The 19359-nt window shown below is 72.5% G+C and carries 13 protein-coding genes; 1 reads left to right on the top strand and 12 read right to left on the bottom strand.

All coding sequences use genetic code 11. The features are described from left to right. Positions 1-113 precede the first annotated feature (113 nt). From ACFZCY_RS33095 to proB, 4 genes are all read right to left on the bottom strand, one after another. Positions 114-743: a hypothetical protein gene (locus ACFZCY_RS33095; protein WP_391181585.1), complete on the bottom strand. Its 630-nt coding sequence runs from the start codon at positions 741-743 to the stop codon at positions 114-116. Positions 744-848: 105 nt separating this feature from the next. Beyond that, positions 849-2153 carry a glutamate-5-semialdehyde dehydrogenase gene (locus tag ACFZCY_RS33090; protein ID WP_391181582.1) on the bottom strand — a complete coding sequence of 435 codons (1305 nt, stop codon included), beginning with the start codon at positions 2151-2153 and terminating at the stop codon, positions 849-851. A gap of 91 nt (positions 2154-2244) precedes the next feature. Further along, on the bottom strand, positions 2245-2733 hold the full coding sequence (locus ACFZCY_RS33085; RefSeq protein ID WP_361481247.1) for a hypothetical protein: 489 nt from the start codon (positions 2731-2733) through the stop codon (positions 2245-2247). A 297-nt stretch (positions 2734-3030) separates the two neighbouring features. Continuing rightward, complete coding sequence (gene proB / locus ACFZCY_RS33080) at positions 3031-4197, bottom strand: glutamate 5-kinase (RefSeq protein ID WP_391181775.1); 1167 nt, start codon at positions 4195-4197, stop codon at positions 3031-3033. A 338-nt stretch (positions 4198-4535) separates the two neighbouring features. Here proB and ACFZCY_RS33075 point away from each other — a divergent pair, with 338 nt between their 5' ends. Further along, positions 4536-6623 carry a hypothetical protein gene (locus ACFZCY_RS33075; RefSeq protein WP_391181578.1) on the top strand — a complete coding sequence of 696 codons (2088 nt, stop codon included), beginning with the start codon at positions 4536-4538 and terminating at the stop codon, positions 6621-6623. A gap of 130 nt (positions 6624-6753) precedes the next feature. On the opposite strand, the gene obgE is transcribed toward ACFZCY_RS33075, so the two are convergent. The 8 genes from obgE to rodA all read right to left on the bottom strand — a co-directional run bounded on the left by obgE (position 6754) and on the right by rodA (position 19337). After that, a complete protein-coding gene (gene obgE, locus ACFZCY_RS33070; protein ID WP_391181575.1) occupies positions 6754-8187 on the bottom strand; it encodes a GTPase ObgE in 1434 nt (477 codons plus the stop codon). 138 nt (positions 8188-8325) lie between these two features. Further along, positions 8326-8583, bottom strand: a complete 258-nt coding sequence (rpmA, locus tag ACFZCY_RS33065; RefSeq protein WP_009717948.1) for a 50S ribosomal protein L27 — start codon at positions 8581-8583, stop codon at positions 8326-8328. A gap of 14 nt (positions 8584-8597) precedes the next feature. Further along, positions 8598-8918 carry a 50S ribosomal protein L21 gene (gene rplU / locus ACFZCY_RS33060; protein ID WP_009717947.1) on the bottom strand — a complete coding sequence of 107 codons (321 nt, stop codon included), beginning with the start codon at positions 8916-8918 and terminating at the stop codon, positions 8598-8600. Between the two features lie 251 nt (positions 8919-9169). Continuing rightward, on the bottom strand, positions 9170-13288 hold the full coding sequence (locus ACFZCY_RS33055; protein WP_391181571.1) for an Rne/Rng family ribonuclease: 4119 nt from the start codon (positions 13286-13288) through the stop codon (positions 9170-9172). 223 nt (positions 13289-13511) lie between these two features. Continuing rightward, entirely contained in the window at positions 13512-14291 is a 780-nt protein-coding gene (locus tag ACFZCY_RS33050; protein WP_391181568.1) for a TIGR03936 family radical SAM-associated protein, read from the bottom strand. Between the two features lie 150 nt (positions 14292-14441). Then, positions 14442-16370: a TIGR03960 family B12-binding radical SAM protein gene (locus ACFZCY_RS33045; RefSeq protein ID WP_391181566.1), complete on the bottom strand. Its 1929-nt coding sequence runs from the start codon at positions 16368-16370 to the stop codon at positions 14442-14444. A gap of 195 nt (positions 16371-16565) precedes the next feature. Next, positions 16566-18152: a CHAD domain-containing protein gene (locus tag ACFZCY_RS33040; RefSeq protein WP_391181563.1), complete on the bottom strand. Its 1587-nt coding sequence runs from the start codon at positions 18150-18152 to the stop codon at positions 16566-16568. Positions 18153-18203: 51 nt separating this feature from the next. After that, complete coding sequence (gene rodA / locus ACFZCY_RS33035) at positions 18204-19337, bottom strand: rod shape-determining protein RodA (protein ID WP_391181772.1); 1134 nt, start codon at positions 19335-19337, stop codon at positions 18204-18206. Positions 19338-19359 lie beyond the last annotated feature (22 nt).

Genomic DNA, 19359 nt, shown 5'->3' with positions numbered 1-19359 from the left:
CGGTGGTACTCCACAACTGCACGCACAGTACGGAGGAAACGCCGCATACGGCGCGACGTGCTACGGGTACGCGACCGGGGATGTACTGGACGTGGATATGAGGGACGGCGACGTCACGGGGAGCGCGGCACGGCGGAGGCGGGCGGCACCTCGCGCTCGGCCGCCGTGGACGGCACACTGCCCGGCCGCCCCGCGGGCGTGCCGTCGACGCCGCTGGTGGCGGGCGGCGGGGCCGGGTCCTGGCGGTTGCCCGAGGTGCCCCGGTAGACCGCCGTGAAGGCCAGCGCGACCACCCCGATGCCCATCAGGACGGCCAGCAGCCAGGCCACCGGGCGGTGCCAGCGGGCATGGCCCCGATAGGGCCGCCCGGCGCTCCCGTAGCGCCCGTACGGGCCGTAGGCGCCGTCCAGCTCCCGGCGCGGGCCGAAGCGGCCGTCCGGGTCGGCATAGTCGTCGTACGGGCCGTCCCCGAACTCGCCGTCGCCCTCCGGACCGTACGCGTCGTCGAACAGCTCGTCCTCGGGGGACATCCCCGCCCTGCCGCGCCGGGACGCCTCGGCCTCCGCACGGGCCTGCGCGGCGGCCAGCATCCGTTCGATGGCGGTGGGCTCATGGATGACGGCGGACCGCACGAAGTCCTCGTCGAAGACCACGGTGGCGAACTCGTCGTTCGCCTCTCCGTGGCTGCGCTCGTCGGGCTCGTCGCCGTCCGGGAACGGCTTGCCCCCCACGTCGTCCGGCACCCGTTCAGAGTAGACCGGACGGGTCAATTTGGGCAGGGTGAAATGGTATTCGAGGGAAGATCCGCCCGTTGACCTCCGGGTTCGCCCATCCCCCGAACGGGTGGCTCAGCGGGTGTGTCCGTCGCCGGTGACGATGTACTTGGTCGACGTCAGCTCGGGCAGCCCCATCGGCCCCCGGGCGTGGAGCTTCTGGGTGGAGATGCCGATCTCGGCGCCGAAGCCGAACTGGCTGCCGTCGGTGAAGCGGGTGGAGGCGTTCACCGCGACCGTGGTGGAGTCCACCAATTGGGTGAAGCGACGGGCGGCCGCCTGTGACGTCGTGACGATGGCCTCGGTGTGACCGGAGGACCACAGACCGATGTGCGCCACCGCGGCCTCCAGGGAGTCCACGACCGCCGCGGCGATGTCGTACGACAGGTACTCGGTCTCCCAGTCCTCCATCGCCGCCGGGACGACCGTGGCCTTCGTCCCCTCGGCCTCGGCCAGCGCCAGCACCCGCTCGTCGGCGTGCACCGTGACCCCGGCCGCCGCCAGCGCGTCCAGCGCCCGCGGCAGGAACTCCGCGGCGATGTCCTGGTGCACCAGCAGCGTCTCCGCCGCGTTGCACACGCTCGGGCGCTGGGCCTTGGAGTTCACCAGGATGTCCACGGCCATGTCCAGGTCGGCCTGGGCGTCCACGTAGACATGGCAGTTGCCGGTACCGGTCTCGATGACCGGAACCGTCGATTCCTCGACCACCGTACGGATGAGCGAGGCGCCGCCGCGCGGAATCAGCACGTCCACCAGGCCGCGGGCGCGCATCAGCTCGCGCACCGACTCCCGGCTCTCCCCCGGCACCAGCTGAATGGCGTCCGCGGGCAGCCCGGCGCCGCCGACGGCGTCACGCACCACCTTCACCAGCGCGCTGTTCGAGTGGTACGCCGACGAAGAGCCGCGCAGCAGGACGGCGTTGCCCGACTTCAGGCACAGCGCCGCGGCGTCCACGGTGACGTTCGGACGGGCCTCGTAGATGATGCCGACGACGCCCAGCGGGACGCGCACCTGGCGCAGGTCGATGCCATTGGGCAGCGTCGAACCGCGCACCACCTCGCCGACCGGATCGGGCAGCGCGACCACGTCGCGGACATCGGACGCGATGGCCCGCACCCGCTCCGGGGTGAGGGTCAGCCGGTCGACGATCGCCTCGCTCGTGCCCGCCTCCCGGGCCCGCTCCACGTCGACGGCGTTGGCCTCGACGATCTCCTTCGTCCGCACCTCCAGCGCGTCGGCCATCGCCAGCAGCGCGTCGTCCTTCAGGGCGCGCGGCAGCGGGGCGAGGTCGACGGCCGCGGCGCGCGCCCGATAGGCGGTCTGGAGGACCGGGGACTTCGGCCAGGGGTCGGTGAGCGGCGACGTGGGTGCGCTGGTCATGCAGGCAGCCTACTGAGCCGAGCGCCGCGATCCCTCCGGTATTCCGCTCTTCGAGATGGCCTTCTCACATCTCGGCGACTCACCCGCCCCTTCAGAACGGGTGCACACCCACCGGGGAGGCCGGTGGCGGCCCGTATCCCTCGGCGATGCGCTGGTGATACGTATCACGGTCGATGACCTCGAGCCCGACGATCTCCCATGGCGGCAGCTTGGCCGTCGAACGGTGCTCACCCCATAGCCGCAGCGCCACCGCCGCCGCATCGTGCAGATCACGCGCCTCCTCCCAGTAACGGATCTCGGCGTGATCGTTGGCGTAGCGACTGGTCAGCAGGAAGGGGTGGTCGTGGGCCAGCTGCTCCAGAGCCCGGCGGACCTCCCGCAGCGGCGCCTCGGCACCCGAGACGCTCAGCGTGATGTGCCACAGCCGGGACACCTCGACTCGCTTGCCCTGCGCCGTCGCGTCCTCCGTCCCGGCATCGCCCGTCCCGGCGCCGGTCGCGCCGGCACCGTTCAACCCGACACTGGTCAGGGTGCGCTCCGCCGCCCCTCGGGGCGGCGCCCCCGGGCGCCCTCGTCTCACCGGCGGCCTCCTGTAGCTCGCTGCTCCGCTCACGCGCGGGCGGAGCACTGTGGTGCGGTGGTGCCGTGGACGGCGGTGCCGATCCGGACCCGCCGCGTTCTCACCGCGGGCCCGCTGCCCGCGCGACCCCGTTGAACAAAGTTGACCAGTCCTCGCGCGGCCGCGGGGCGTTTTTGCGGAAGGTAAGCCCCCTTTTTTTGGGGGCCCGGTTCGCCTGTCAGGCGGGGTTGCCGGAGCGCCGACCGCGCCCCAGCCGGTCAGGCGGGGTGGACCGAACGCCATAGGCACCCCAGCCGGTCATCCGTGGCGGTGCAGCACCACCAGATCGTCCCGGTGCACGACCTCGCGCTCGTACGCGGGGCCCAGCTCACGCGCGAGGTCGCGGGTCGAGCGGCCGATCAGCCGCGGGATCTCCTTGGCGTCGAAGTTCACCAGTCCGCGGGCCACCGCGCGGCCCTCGGTGTCGCGCAGCTCGACCGGGTCCCCGGCGGTGAACTCGCCCTCCACCGCCGCGATCCCCGCGGGCAGCAGCGACGTGCGGCGCTCCACGACGGCCCGCACCGCCCCGTCGTCCAGGGTGAGCGCGCCGCGGGGTTCCGAGGCGTGGGCGAGCCACAGCAGCCGGTCGGCCGAGCGGCGGCCGGTGCGGTGGAAGTACGTACCGGTGGGGCGGCCCAGCAGGGCGTCCCCGGCCTGGCTGGCGGAGGTGAGCACCACCGGGACCCCGGCCGCGGCGGCGATCCGGGCCGCCTCGACCTTGGTGACCATGCCGCCCGTACCGACTCCGGAGCGGCCCGCGCTGCCGATCGAGACCCCGGCGAGGTCCTGAGGGCCCTTGACCTCGTCGATCCGCGAGGTGCCGGGGGTCCTGGGGTCGCCGTCGTAGAGCCCGTCCACATCGGAGAGCAGCACCAGCAGATCGGCCCGTACGAGATGGGCGACCAGGGCCGCGAGGCGGTCGTTGTCCCCGAACCGGATCTCGTCCGTGGCCACGGTGTCGTTCTCGTTGACGATCGGCAGGGCGCCCATGGCCAGCAGCTGGTCCAGGGTCCGAGTGGCGTTGCGGTAGTGGGCGCGGCGGCTGGTGTCGTCCGTGGTGAGCAGCACCTGGCCGACCCGGCGCCCGTAGCGTGCGAAGGAGGCGGTGTAGCGGGCCACCAGCAGGCCCTGTCCGACGCTCGCGGCGGCCTGCTGCCGGGCGAGGTCGCGGGGGCGCCGGTCCAGGCCCAGGGGGGCGAGTCCGGCGGCGATGGCCCCGGAGGAGACCAGGACTATTTCCTTGCCGCCCGCGCCGGCACCGCCACCCGCACCGCCATTCGCACCGCCGTCCCCGCCCGCGTCCTGGCCGAGCACCTTCGCGAGCACGTCGACCAGCGCGTCAACCCGGTCCGCGTCCAGCCCCCCTGCCGCGGTGGTGAGGGAAGACGAACCGATCTTGACCACGATCCTGCGGGCCGCGGCCACCTCGTCCCGTACCGCCGACCCGTCCTGCTTCGCCACGCCTCTCCCCTGCTCGTCCCGGGCTCGTCCCCGGCTCTCACGCGCACCTCGCAGAAAGCGGAAACGCGTGTCCTGCACACTCACATCATGACAAGGGGGCAATCTACGTGAGCCGGTCCCATGGCCGCCCGGCCATTTCACCGCCGCTTCACCGCCGCGACGGCCGCCCGGACCGCTCCGCGGATCGTTTGGGCCCGTTTCGGGGCGGTTGGCACCTGCGCGGATTGTCACCGGGCCAGACGGCGGCATACGGTCAGGGGTCCCCCCACTCGTCCACCGCCCTCCCGCCAGGAGCCCAACCCGTGCCCTCTGCCGGATTCGCCCCACGCCGGGTCGTACAGCTCACGGCGCTGCTCGCCATGGTGGTGTTCTTCACCACACAGCTCGTCGGCGCCGTGCTCCCGAACGTACCGCTCTTCATCGCCTCCTCGGCGTGCGGCCTCGCCCTCGATCTTTTCCTGCAGCACAAGCAGCCCGGTCTGCTGTCGCTGCTGGGCAAGGTCCGCTTCGACATCACGGTGCGCCAGCTGTTCCGCGACATGCTCATCATGGTCGGGCTGCTGCGGATCGAGGGAATCAATCCGCTGCACGAACAGGCACCGCTGACCGTCGGGCTGCTGCTCTTCTACGTCGTGCACTTCGCCTGCCAGGCGGCCGCCATAATGGTGCGCCGCACGCGGCAGCTGCCCTTCGTCACGCGCAACATCGACGCCTCCGCGCTGCGGCTGAGCGAGGCCCCGCCGCGGCTGTTCGCCCGCCAGCACGGCCGCCGGATGCTGCGGCTCGCCGCCCCGGCCACCGCCGGACTGCTGCTGACCGCCGGCACCAAGAACGGTGTCTGGGGAGCCGTCGGTCTCTCGATCGCCCTGCTGATCGGCATCGCCGGAACCGTCCACCTGGCCACCTGGCTGCTGCCGCGCAAGCGGGCGGCGAGCGAGGCGAAGGCCCTGGAGTGGCTCGACACCTGGCTGGCCGAGTACCAGCCGACCGTCGGCATGTACTTCTCCGGCGGCACCAGCTCCGCGTACCAGGCGAACATGTGGCTCTCCACCCTCGCCGCGCTCGACGGCAACCCCATCATCGTGCTGCGCGAGCGGTTCATGGTGCAGAAGATCGAGGCGACGGACGTCCCGATCGTCTGCCTCCCCAAGGTCGCCCATCTGATGCGGCTCGAGCACTCGACGCTCAAGGTGCTGCTGCACCCGGCCAACTCGGGCAAGACCTCGCAGGTGCTGCGCATCCCCTCGATCAAGCACGCGTTCATCAACCACGGCGAGAGCGACAAGCTCTCCAGCTGCAACCCCTACGCCAAGGCGTACGACGAGGTGTGGGTCGCGGGCCCGGCCGCACGCGACCGCTACCAGCTCGCCGACATCGGCGTCGAGGACAAGGACGTCGTGGAGGTCGGCCGCCCGCAGCTGGCGCCGATCCGCCCCTACGCGGGCGCCCCGACCGGTGAGTACACCACCGTGCTGTACGCGCCGACCTGGGAGGGCTGGGACGGCAACCCCGGCAACACCTCGGTCATCCTGGCCGGCGAGAACATCGTCCGTGAGCTGCTCGCCGACCCCAAGGTGCGGCTGCTGTACAAGCCGCACCCGATGACCGGCTCCGTCGACCGGCGGGCCGGCCAGGCCAACGACCGCATCAAGGCGATGATCGCCGAGGCGAACGCCAAGCGCAGCGGGGCCCGCCCGCCCGCCGAGGCCGCGACCGAGCTGAACCGGCGCGCCGAGGAGCTGAACCAGCTCACCAGCACGTCGTTCCGCCGCAGCGCGGACGAGATCGAGCGCATGAAGCTCCAGGGCACCCCGGACGACAACCGCGCCGCGGGTGTGGCGGCGGCCACCGCCGCCTGGGAGAGCGCCTACTGGACGTCGCTGCCGGACTGGGAGCACCAGGTCATCACCGGGCCGCGGCCGGCCATCTTCACCTGCTTCAACCAGGCCGACGTGCTGATCAGCGACGTGTCGAGCGTCGTCTCGGACTACCTGACGAGCGAGAAGCCCTACGCGGTGGCGAACACCAGCGGGCTGAGCGAGGAGGAGTTCCGGGCGAACTTCCCGACCGTGCGCGCCGCCACGATCCTCACGCCCGAGGCGACCGAGGTCCCGGAGCTGCTGGAGGCCGTCCGCGACCCCGAGAAGGACACCCTCGCGGCCGCCCGCGCCGAGCTGAAGGTGCACCTGCTCGGGCCGTCCGACCCGCCGTCCCTGGTGCGCTTCGACCAGGCCGCGCAGACGCTGTGCCGGAAGGCCGACGAGCGCCGGGCGCGGATGGCCACGCGGCTGGCCGATGAGATCCCCGCGCAGCGGGAGGCCCGGGACGCGGCCGAGGAGACGGAGCTGGAGGCCGGATCGTCGGAGCCGGAGGAGACGGCGACGGTCTGAGACCGCCGCCGGCCACGCGTAAGGGCCCGGGAGCGTCGCTCCCGGGCCCTTTGCCGTGTCACCGTCCTTCGCGGCCGAGAGCCGCTGTCAGGGCTCCTGGCGGGGGCCGCTCACCCCCGCCCCGGCCCGCCTAGAACGGCTTGAACGACTCGTACTCCTCCTCCGCGTCGTCCCGCTCCGCGTCCCGGTCTCGGCGCCGCTGCGCCGCCGGGCGGGGGGCCTCGAAGCGGTGGTCCTCACCGCGGCGGCCCAGCATCTCGGCACCGGCCGCGAGCGTCGGCTCCCAGTCGAAGACGACCGCGTTGTCCTCGGGGCCGATGACGACCTCGTCGCCCGCGTGGGCGCCCGCCTTCACCAGCTCCTCCTCGACGCCGAGGCGGTTCAGCCGGTCGGCGAGATAGCCGACGGCCTCGTCGTTGTTGAAGTCGGTCTGGCGGACCCAGCGCTCCGGCTTCTCGCCCACGACGCGGTAGAAACCGTCCTCGACGACGACCTTGAAGCCCGCGTCGTCCACGGCCTTCGGGCGGATGACGATCCGGGTCGCCTCCTCCTTCGGCTTGGCCGCGCGCGCTTGTCCGACGATGTCCGCGAGGGCGAACGACAGCTCCTTGAGGCCGAGATGGGCGATGGCCGAGGCCTCGAAGACCTGGTAGTCGCGGGCCTCCAGGTCCGGGCGGATGATGTCGGCGAGGTCCTTGCCGTCGGGGATGTCGACCTTGTTGAGGACGACGAGCCGGGGCCGGTCCTCCAGGCCGCCGTACTCGGCGAGTTCGGCCTCGATGACATCGAGATCGGTCAGCGGGTCGCGCTCGGACTCCAGGGCCGCGGTATCCAGGACGTGCACCAGCACCGAGCAGCGCTCCACATGGCGCAGGAACTCCAGGCCGAGGCCCTTGCCCTGGCTTGCGCCCGGGATCAGACCGGGCACGTCCGCGATGGTGTAGACGGTCGAACCGGCCGTCACCACGCCGAGGTTGGGGACCAGGGTGGTGAAGGGGTAGTCGGCGATCTTCGGCTTGGCGGCCGAGAGCACCGAGATCAGGGAGGACTTGCCGGCGCTCGGGTAGCCGACGAGGGCCACGTCCGCGACGGTCTTCAGCTCCAGGACGACGTCCCCGGCGTGGCCCGGCTCGCCCAGCAGCGCGAAGCCGGGGGCCTTGCGGCGGGCCGAGGCGAGGGCCGCGTTGCCGAGGCCGCCGCGGCCGCCCTGGGCGGCGATGTAGGTGGTGCCCTCGCCGATCAGGTCGGCGAGCACGTTGCCCTTCTTGTCGAGGACGACGGTGCCGTCCGGGACCGGCAGGACCAGGTCGCTGCCGTCCTTGCCGGAGCGGTGGCCGCCCTCGCCGGGCTTGCCGTTGGTGGCCTTGCGGTGCGGGCTGTGGTGGTACTCGAGCAGCGTGGTGACCGACTGGTCGACGACCAGGATCACATCGCCGCCCCGGCCACCGTTGCCGCCGTCCGGGCCGCCGAGCGGCTTGAACTTCTCGCGGTGCACGGAGGCGCAGCCGTGGCCTCCGTTACCCGCGGCGACGTGCAGCTCGACGCGGTCCACGAAGGTGGTCATGACGGGTGCCTCCAGTTGCGTACGGGGTCGGTGTGTCGTCGTTACCTGGGTAACGCGCCGAGGGCGGACCCGCTTCCCCGTCACGGGAAAGAGCGGTCCGCCCTCGGAAAGGTGTGTGGCGTCGTGCCGGGGCCGGAATTACTCGGCGACCGGAACGATGTTCACGACCTTGCGGCCACGGTGGGTGCCGAACTGCACCGCACCGGCGGCCAGCGCGAACAGCGTGTCGTCGCCGCCGCGGCCGACGCCCGTGCCCGGGTGGAAGTGCGTGCCGCGCTGGCGGACGAGGATCTCACCCGCGTTGACGGCCTGGCCGCCGAAGCGCTTGACCCCGAGCCGCTGGGCGTTGGAGTCGCGACCGTTCCGAGTGGACGATGCGCCCTTCTTGTGTGCCATGTCTCCTCAGTCCCTTACTTCGCAGCCGAGTCGATGCCGGTGATCTTCAGCGCGGTGTGCAGCTGGCGGTGGCCGATCCGCTTCCGGTAACCGGTCTTGTTCTTGTACTTCAGGATGTCGATCTTGGCACCCTTGTGGTGGTCAACGACCTCGGCGTGAACCTTCACACCGGCCAGGACCCACGGGTCGCTGGTGACGGCATCGCCGTCGACAACGAGCAGAGTCGAGAGCTCGACGGTGTCGCCGACCTTGCTGGTTCCAATGCGGTCGACCTCGATGACATCGCCCACGGCTACCTTCTGCTGGCGGCCGCCGGTGCGCACGATTGCGTACACGCGGTTCTCACTCTCTCGCTAGTAAACGGGACCTCTGATGCCAGCCGCTCCACATGACCCCACGAAGGTCATGACAACCGAGTGATTCCTCGCGGTTCAGCGCGGTTCAGCATCGGCCGAGCGGCCTCTCCCGCGGAGCGGGAGGGATGTGCTCAGGGGCTTGGCGTAAGACGCCGAGGGTCAAGGTTACCAGAGCCCGGAGGGCACCTGCGCACGTGCGCAGGTGCCCTCCGGGCTCATGACCGTCCTGCTCAGTCGTCGGCGGCGGCCGAGACCGACTGCGGCGTCTGCTGCTCCGCCGCCGCGGTCTTCTTCGACGCCGTCTTCTTGGCGGTCGTCTTCTTCGTCGTCGTCTTCTTCGCGGTCGTCTTCTTGGCCGCGGTCGTCTTCGACGCGGTCTTCTTCGCGGCGGTCTTCTTGGCGGCCGTCTTCTTCGCCGGCGCCTTCTTGGCCGTCTTACGGGCCGTCTTCTTCGCCGGTGCCCTGGCCTCGCCGTCCGCCGCCTCGCCGTCGGCCCCAGCCTCGCCGTCGGCCGCCTTCTCGCCGTCCGCCGCGGCCCCGCCCTCGACGGGCGCCGCCGCCGGCTCGCCGGCCTCCGGCTTCGACTCGGTGGCGGGAGCGGTGACGACCACCACGGCGGTGTCCTCGGAGCCCGTCGGCGAGCCCGCCGGAGCGGACACCTTACGGGTCGCCCGGCGGCGCGCACGCGGCGCGGGAGCGGCCTCCTCGGCGGCCTCCGGCCCGGCCGTCTCCGGCTCGGGGGCGGGAGCGGCGGCCTCGGGCGCCTCGGCGGGCACCTCCGGCTTCGGCTCGTCCGCGACGACGACCACGGCCTCCGGCTGCTCGGCGCTCTTCGGGGCGCCCGCCGGAGCGGACACCTTGCGCGTCGCCCGGCGCCGGGTACGCCCGCGGCCCGCGGCGGCCTCGGCCTCGGCGGCGCTGTTGTACAGCTCCTCGTCGGCCGCGAAGACCGGCTCCGGCAGCGCCTTCGGCTCGGCGATCTCCGCCGCGATCTCCTCGGCGGCCTCGGCGACCGTCTCGGCGTCGGCCACGGAGGTCTCCTCCGGCGCGGGCGCCTGCTGGCCGCCCTTCTTCTTCTTGCGCTTGCCGCCGCCACCGCCGCCGGCCACCGTCGGCTGATCCATGTGGACGATCACGCCGCGGCCGTTGCAGTGGACACAGGACTCGGAGAACGACTCCAGCAGGCCCTGGCCGACCCGCTTACGGGTCATCTGGACCAGGCCGAGCGAGGTGACCTCCGCCACCTGGTGCTTCGTACGGTCGCGGCCCAGACACTCCAGCAGCCGCCGCAGCACCAGATCGCGGTTGGACTCCAGCACCATGTCGATGAAGTCGATCACGATGATGCCGCCGAGGTCGCGCAGCCGCAGCTGGCGCACGATCTCCTCGGCCGCCTCCAGGTTGTTCCTGGTGACCGTCTCCTCCAGGTTGCCGCCCTGGCCGGTGAACTTGCCGGTGTTGACGTCGACCACGACCATCGCCTCGGTCCGGTCGATCACCAGCGAGCCGCCGCTGGGCAGCCAGACCTTGCGGTCCAGCGCCTTCATCAGCTGCTCGTCGATCCGGTACGTGGCGAAGACGTCGACGTCCGAGTTCCACTTCTGCAGCCGGTCGGCGAGGTCGGGCGCGACGTGCGAGACATAGCCGTGGATGGTCTGCCAGGCGTCGTCACCGCTCACGATGACCTTGGAGAAGTCCTCGTTGAAGATGTCTCGGACGACCCGGACGGTCATGTCCGGCTCCCCGTAGAGGAGCGTCGGCGCGTTACCGCTCTTCGCCTTCTTCTTGATCTCCTCCCACTGCGCCTGCAGCCGCTGGACGTCGCGGGCCAGCTCGTCCTCGCTCGCGCCCTCCGCGGCGGTGCGGACGATCACGCCCGCGTCCTCGGGGACGATCTTCTTGAGGATCTGCTTCAGCCGGGCGCGCTCGGTGTCGGGCAGCTTGCGGCTGATGCCCGTCATGGAGCCCTCGGGGACGTACACCAGGTAGCGGCCGGGCAGGGAGACCTGGCTGGTGAGCCGGGCGCCCTTGTGACCGATCGGGTCCTTGGTGACCTGCACGAGCACGGACTGCCCGGACTTCAGCGCGGTCTCGATGCGGCGCGGCCCGTTGGACAGCCCCAGCGCCTCGAAGTTGACCTCGCCCGCGTACAGCACGGCGTTGCGGCCCTTGCCGATGTCGACGAAGGCGGCCTCCATCGAGGGCAGCACGTTCTGGACCTTGCCCAGGTAGACGTTGCCGACGTAGCTGGTGGCCTGCTCCTTGTTGACGAAGTGCTCGACGAGGACGTTGTCCTCCAGCACGCCGATCTGGGTGCGCTCGCCGTTCTGCCGGACGACCATCACCCGCTCGACCGCCTCACGGCGGGCCAGGAACTCGGCCTCGGTGATGATCGGCACCCGGCGGCGGCCCTGCTCGCGGCCCTCGCGGCGGCGCTGCTTCTTGGCCTCCAGACGCGTCGACCCCTTGATCGACTGCACCTCGTCGGAGCTGGTCTCTTCCTTCTTGCGGGGCTCCCGGACCTTGACGACCGTACGCTCCGGGTCGTCACCGCCCGACTCCGCCTCGGCGGCGTCCCCGCTGCGACGGCGGCGACGGCGGCGGCGACGGCTGCTGCTGGAGCCGCCACCGGCGGACTCACCGGCCTCGGCGCCCTCTTCGTCGGCGCCCTGCTCCTCGCCGGTCTCGCCCTCGGCCTGCGCCTCGTCCTCGAAAGCCTCGCCGTCATCGCCCTCGGAACGGCCCTCGGCGCCCTCGGCGTCGGCGGCGTCGCCCCGGCGACGGCGACGGCCGCCCCGGCGACGGCGGCGGGCCGGGCGGTCGCCCGACTCCTCGTCGCCCTGCTCACGGTCGGCCGCGCGGCCGTCCTGCTCGGCGTCCTCGGCGGCGGCGGGCTCCTCGGCCTCCGCCGGGCGCTGCTCCTCGGCGGGCTCGCCCCGGCGGCGACGGCGGCGACGGCCCGCGGCGGGGGCCACCGGCTCGGCGGCCACCGGCTTGTCCTGCGCCGCGGTCTCGTCGGCCTCGTCGACCTCGTCGGTCTCCTCCAGGGCGGACGCGGCGGCCTCGGCGGCGGCGCTCTCCGGGGTCTGGAAGACCGGCTCGGTGAAGACCGGTGCCTGGAAGACCGCTGTCGGCGGGCGCACGGCGCGGCGGCGGCCACCGCGCGGCGCGGGCTCCGGCTCGGCCTCGGGCTCGGCCGCCTCGGCGGCCCGCGGCTCGGGCTGCTCCTCGGCGGCGGCCGTCTTGCGCGTGGCACGGCGGCGGGTACGGGCGCGCGGCTCCTCGGCGCTCTCCTCCGCGGCGGGGGCCTCGGGGGTCGCCGCATCGGCCTCGGCGGGGGCCTCGGGGGTCGCCGCATCGGCCTCGGCGGGCTGTTCGGCGGCCTCGGCCGCGGCGGCGGTCGCCTTACGGGCGGCCCGGCGGCGGGTACGCGGCGCCGGAGCGGCCTCCGCGGAGGCCTCGGCCTCGACGGCCGCGGGCTCGGCCGCAGCGGTCTCCTCGGCGCTCGGCTCGTCGTCGGCGGCCTGCGGCCCACCGGCCGGGCCGGTCGCCTTACGGGCGGCCCGGCGGCGCGTACGGCCACGGGGCGCCTCGTCGGCCGGGGCGTCGGCTGCGACTGCCGCTGGGGCGGTGTCCTCGTCGCCACTGCCACCAGCGGCCGCCGCAGACGACGCGTCCACGTCGGCGGGCTCCGCCTGCGGGGCACCCTCCGGAGCGGCGGCCTTGCGCGTCGCCCGGCGGCGGGTACGGGGTGCCGGGGCGGGCTCGGCGGCGGCCTCGACGGGCGCGGCGGCCTCGGCCGGTGCGGCGGCGACGGGCTCCTCCACCGGTACCACCGTCTCGGCGGCCTCCGGCGCTCCGGCCGGGGCGGTCGCCTTACGGGTGGCCCGGCGGCGCGTACGGGCGGGCGGAGCGGGCTCGGCGGCGGGCTCCGGATCGGCGGCCGGGGCCCCGGCGGGCTCGGCGGCCCGGGGGGCGTCCGCCGGAACCACGGTCTCCGCGGCCTCCGGCGCACTCACCGGTGCGGCCGTCTTGCGCGTCGCACGGCGGCGCGAACGGGCGGGCGGAGCGGCGGAACCGGTGTCACCGTCGGAGACGGCGGACGCCTCCCCGGCGACCATGGCGGCGCCGGCGGCGATCGACTCGGCCGGTATGGCCGGTACGGCGGGTGTGGTCACCTCGGCGTCACCCACGGTGCCCACCGGCGGACCGGCGGGCCGGGAGGCCGCACGGCGGCGGCGCGGCGGCAGGGTGTCACTGGGTGAGGTCGGATCCCCGGAGGCGGCGGCGCGCGGCGCGGCTTGTCCCTGGGGCTGGATAGGTTCGGTCGGCTCAATGGGCTCGAGCATGCGGGCGGTTCTCCCGTCACGCTCCCGGGCGCCGCGCCTGTTTCCGGCCGGGCCCCGCGCGCTGCGCGGTTTCCGCCGTCCGGGGCGCGGGCGCCGCACGGGAGCTGTCGTATCGCTCGCCGGGCCGGTTTTCAGGGCCGGGACCGGCGAAAGTCTCCTGGTCAGTGCGCCTGCCGGACCCGGGTGGCTCCCAAGTGCCTGGGCGGCGCATCGACGGCGGTCCTTACGCGGAACCTTCCGGCGCCGCCATCGCGGCGGTCAGCTCGGCGGCCGTGGGTGGGGCGGCCGGAACTGCCTCGCGATCGGGCGCGAGCGGGTCGGTCACCGTGCCGGACTCCTCATCGAGCAGCCCCTGCGCCAGCCTGGTCACCGCTGCGGGGACCGGCGGCGCCAGGTCGGCCGTAGCGCGGAGACCGGACAGGACGTCGTCGGGTCGCACGGCAGGTGTCAGATGCCGTACTACCAGCCGCAGTATCGCACAGCCATCGTCGCCTGGCCTATCGCCCCGACCTGCGACCGCTTCCAGGCGGGCCACCGCGGCGCGGGCGTCGAAGGTGCGCATGCCGTTTTTCGTCCGGCGCTCGACCTCGACTGTCTCGGCCTCCAGGAAGGCGGCCACGGCCCGTTCGGCCTCCGCCGGGGCGACCCGGTCGAGCCGGATCTCCCATACGGACGCCTGGAGCCGGTCGGCGAGCCCGGAGGTGCGGGCCTCGACGGCGTCGATGATGTCGAGCCCGGAGGGCATCGACTCGTCGAGCAGCCTGCGCAGCGTCTCGGGGTCCCGCGCCTCGGTGAGCTGGATCTCCAGGTACTCGGCCTCACTGCCGGTGCCGGTGGGAGCGGCATTGGCGTACGACACCTTGGGGTGCGGGGTGAAGCCCGCCGAGTACGCCATGGGCACCTCGGCGCGGCGCAGCGCCCGCTCGAAGGCGCGCTGGAAGTCGCGGTGGCTGGTGAACCGGAGGCGGCCGCGCTTGGTGTAACGCAAACGGATGCGCTGCACCGCGGGTGCGGGCGGCGGGCCTTCGGGCTGTCGCTTGCCCAGGGGACTGCTCCTTGTTGCTTCTTCTGGTGTCTCTTCGCTTGTCGCGCACGGGCCTGTGCGGCCCGTGCGCCTTCCAGCGTACTTTGTGACCGGCCAGATGCCGGAGGACTACTGGTTCACGACCGACAGCGGCAGCAGCTTGCGGCCGGTGGGGCCGATCTGGATGGACGTGTCCATCTGCGGGCAGACGCCGCAGTCGAAGCACGGGGTCCAGCGGCAGTCCTCGACCTCGGTCTCGTCGAGCGAGTCCTGCCAGTCCTCCCACAGCCAGTCCTTGTCGAGACCGGAGTCGAGGTGGTCCCAGGGCAGGACCTCTTCGTAGGTGCGCTCGCGGGTGGTGTACCAGTCGACGTCGAGACCGAAGTCGGGCAGGGTGCGCTCGGCGCACTCCATCCAGCGGTCGTAGGAGAAGTGCTCGCGCCAGCCGTCGAAGCGGCCACCGTCCTCGTAGACGGCGCGGATGACCGCGCCCACCCGGCGGTCGCCGCGCGAGAGCAGGCCCTCGACGATGCCGGGCTTGCCGTCGTGGTAGCGGAAGCCGATCGAGCGGCCGTACTTCTTGTCGCCGCGGATCTTCTCGCGCAGCTTCTCCAGCCGGGCGTCCGTGTCCTCGGCGCTGAGCTGCGGCGCCCACTGGAACGGGGTGTGCGGCTTGGGGACGAATCCGCCGATCGAGACGGTGCAGCGGATGTCGTTCTTGCCGGACACCTCACGGCCCTTGGCGATCACCTTGGTCGCCATGTCGGCGATCTGGAGCACGTCGTCGTCGGTCTCGGTCGGCAGGCCGCACATGAAGTACAGCTTCACCTGCCGCCAGCCGTTGCCGTACGCGGTGGACACCGTACGGATGAGGTCCTCTTCCGAGACCATCTTGTTGATGACCTTGCGGATGCGCTCGGAGCCGCCCTCGGGGGCGAAGGTGAGGCCCGAACGGCGGCCGTTGCGGGTCAGCTCGTTGGCCAGGTCGATGTTGAAGGCGTCCACCCGGGTCGACGGCAGGGACAGCCCGATCTTGTCTTCCTCGTACCGGTCGGCGAGGCCCTTGGCGATGTCGCCGATCTCGGTGTGGTCGGCGGAGGAGAGCGACAGCAGGCCGACCTCCTCGAAACCGGTGTTCTTGAGGCCGCGGTCGACCATCTCGCCGATGCCGGTGATGGAGCGCTCGCGCACCGGGCGGGTGATCATGCCCGCCTGGCAGAAGCGGCAGCCGCGGGTGCAGCCGCGGAAGATCTCCACCGACATCCGCTCGTGCACGGTCTCGGCGAGCGGCACCAGCGGCTGCTTCGGGTACGGCCACTCGTCGAGGTCCATGACGGTGTGCTTGGAGACGCGCCACGGCACGCCCGAGCGGTTCGGCACGACGCGGGAGATCCGGCCGTCGGCCAGGTACTCCACGTCGTAGAACTTCGGCACGTAGATGCTGCCGGTGCGGGCGAGGCGGAAGAGCAGCTCGTCGCGGCCGCCCGGACGGCCCTCGGCCTTCCAGGCGCGGATGATCTCGGTCATCTCCAGGACGGCCTGCTCACCGTCGCCGATCACCGCGCAGTCGATGAAGTCCGCGATCGGCTCCGGGTTGAACGCGGCGTGGCCGCCCGCGACCACGACCGGGTGGTCGACGGTGCGGTCGGCGGCGTCCAGCGGGATACCGGCGAGGTCCAGCGCGGTGAGCAGGTTGGTGTAGCCCAGCTCGGTCGAGAAGGAGACGCCGAAGACGTCGAAGGCGGAGACGGGCCGGTGCGCGTCCACGGTGAACTGCGGCACCTTGTGCTCGCGCATCAGCTCTTCGAGGTCCGGCCACACGCTGTACGTGCGCTCGGCGAGCACGCCCTCGCGCTCGTTGAGCACCTCGTAGAGGATCATGACGCCCTGGTTGGGCAGCCCGACCTCGTAGGCGTCGGGGTACATGAGCGCCCAGCGGACGTCGCACTCCTCCCAAGGCTTGACCGTGGAGTTCAGCTCGCCGCCGACGTACTGGATCGGCTTCTGCACATGGGGGAGAAGGGCCTCAAGCTGTGGGAAGACCGACTCGACAGACATCAGTAACCTTCGTGCGCGGACAGGGGTGACCCTCAAGCCTAACGTGGCCCGGGGCCACCCCTTACACGGCAGCAGGACCCCGGCATCTGCGGGGCGCAACCCACTTCGTCGAAGCCGGTCTTCTTGAGGCCCGGACCACCCCCGCGCGAGCGGGGAAAGCCGTGCACCCGAACCAACGATCGTCCGTCCGTTCGGTTACGGCTCCAGCGCCGCCCGGTGCTCCTTGCGGGAGACCTCGGCCCACAGACCGGGCAGTTCGCGCTCGCGGGCGGCCGCGCGGGCCTCCTCGCGGCCGTAGAGCAGGCCGACGGTGAAGGTCGACTCCCCCGCCGCGTGCGCCTGGATCGCGAGTTCGCGCAGCGCCTCGCGCGCGACCACGCTGTCCTGGTGGTCGCCGAGCAGTTCCTGCACCTCGGTCATGAGCCCCGCGAACGCCTTCGCGGGCGGGCCGAGCGCCGGGCGGGCGGCCTCGGCGGCGTAGCGGGCCCGCTTGGCGTCCTTGCGGGCCTCGTGCAGGACGATGTCGCGGTCGGGCCCGGAAGGGGCGTCCAGGGCCGGGCCGAGACGGTCCGCGAGCCGTTCGTAGTCGCGCAGCACGGCCTTGCGGATCACCTCGGCGGCCGGGCGGGCGGCGGCGGGGCACAGCGGCGGGTCGGCCAGGAGCGCGTCGAGGGTGTCGAGGAGGGCGAGGTAGCGTTCGCCGTCCAGGACGCCGATCAGCCGGTCGCGGGAACCGGTGCGGCGGGCGTGCGACCAGATCTCCAGCCGGGCGGCGACGGGTCCGAGCCGCAGTTCTACGGGCACCTCGGCGAGCCGTTCGGCGATGCGCGCGGTGAGCACTTCGCGGTCCCGGTCGATGCCCAGCTCGGCGGCCAGCCACTTCAGCTCGGCGCCGATGGGGTCGGTGACGGTGCGGTCCAGGACCTTGCGGTACGAGCGGAAGGCGCTGCGCAGCCGGCGGGTGGCGACGCGCATGCGGTGCACGGAGTCGGGGGTGTCCAGGCGTGCGGCGGGGTCGAGGGTGACGATCGCGGTGATCTGGCGGCGTACGTAGTCCAGGATGGCGTCACCGGCGGTGGCCTTGGCCGCGGCTTTCTTCCCTGACTTCTTCTGGCCGGGCTTCTTGCCGGGCTTGCCGGGCTTTCCGGGCTTTCGGCCTCCCCCGCGCGGATCGGTTTCGGCCAGGGCGCGGGCGAGCTTGGAGGGGAGGTCGGCGCGGCGCAGCCCGGCGTCGATCAGATGCGGTTCGAGGGTGTCGAGGAGCGCGGGGTCGCCGCCCTCGGCCAGCTCCACCTCGACCTCGGTCCAGCTCAACGGGTCGCCGGGGGCCGGGGCCAGGCGGCGGGCGGTGACCCGGTCGGCGGACAGCTCGGCGAGCAGCGTGCCGTCGTCGTCCAGGAGGTGCCGGACGTTCCGCTCCGACAGCAGGTGGACGAGGGGGACGAGGCCGTGGCCGCGGACGCGGGAGCGTACGAGGCCCGCGAGGTGGGCGGGCAGGGCGTCCGCGAGCGGGGCGCGGATCTCGTCCCGTACGTCCGGGCCCACCGGCAGCTTGAGGTGCCAGCCCGCGTCGTCGCCCCCGGTGCGGCGGCGCAGGGTGATGCCGTCGGCGGCGAGCCGCTGCCCGGGGGTGTCGTAGTACGTGGCGTCGAGCGTGACGACGCCCTCGTCCCTGACCTGCGCGATTCCGGCGACCCCGGCCAGTTCGGGGAGGCCGCCGGATGGGGCGCCGTCATCGGTGGTCTCGTACTTGCGTTCGATCTCCCGCATCATGTCCACCATGGCGTGAATGTAGTCGCCCGGGACGCTCGGCGGGAGTCCCCCGCGTCCGGGTCAGGCCGATACGGGCCGTTGCACCCGGATGGACTGGAGCAGCCCGATTCCGATCCATACGGCGAACATCGACGAGCCGCCGTAGGAGACGAACGGCAGCGGCAGACCGGCCACCGGCATGATGCCCAGCGTCATGCCGATGTTCTCGAACGACTGGAACGCGAACCAGGCGATGATTCCGGCCGCGACGACCGTCCCGTACAGCTCGGTCGTGCCCCGGGCGATCCGGCAGGCGCGCCACAGGACGACGCCCAGCAGCACGATGATCAGGCCCGCGCCGAGGAAGCCCAGCTCCTCCCCCGCGACCGAGAAGACGAAGTCCGTCTGCTGCTCGGGCACGAACTGGCCGGTGGTCTGGGTGCCGTGGAAGAGCCCCTTGCCGGTGAGGCCGCCCGAACCGATCGCGATGCGCGCCTGGTTGGTGTTGTAGCCGACGCCCGCCGGGTCCAGGGCGGGGTTGGCGAAGGCGGCGAAGCGGTCGATCTGGTACTGGTCGAGGATGTGCAGCTGCCAGATCAGCAGCGCGCCGACCACCGCGGTGGCGATCAGCCCGGCGATCCAGCGGTTGGACGCGCCGGAGGCGAGGAGCACCGCGAGCACGATCACCGCCATGACCATCACCGAACCGAGGTCCGGCATCCCCATCACGATCGCGATGGGCAGCGCGGCCAGGCCGAGCGCCTGGACGACGGTGCGGTGGTCGGGGGTGAGCCGGTCGCCCGCGTCCACCCGCGCGGCCAGCAGCATCGACATGCCGAGGATGATCGTGATCTTGGCGAACTCGCCGGGCTGGAGGGAGAAGCCGGCGCCGATCACGATCCAGGCGTGCGCGCCGTTGATGGTCGAGCCCAGCGGGGTGAGGACGGCGAGGACGAGGATGACGGACAGGCCGTACAGCACCGGCACCGCGCCGCGCAGGGTGCGGTGGCCGAGCCAGATGGTGCCGATCGCGAGCAGCAGCCCGATGCCGGTGTTCAGGGCGTGCCGGACCAGGAAGTAGTACGGATCGCCCTGGTTCAGCTCGGTGCGGTTGCGGGTCGCCGAGTAGACCAGCAGGGTGCCGATCGCGGACAGCGCGAGGCAGCTGAGCAGCAGCACCCAGTCCAGGCGGCGCACGAGCGAGTCGCGCGCCATGAGCTTGCGCCAGGTGCCGCGT

The organism is Streptomyces sp. NPDC007983 (assembly GCF_042958345.1).
Classification (GTDB): domain Bacteria; phylum Actinomycetota; class Actinomycetes; order Streptomycetales; family Streptomycetaceae; genus Streptomyces.
This window is presented reverse-complemented; position numbering and strand designations above follow the sequence as displayed.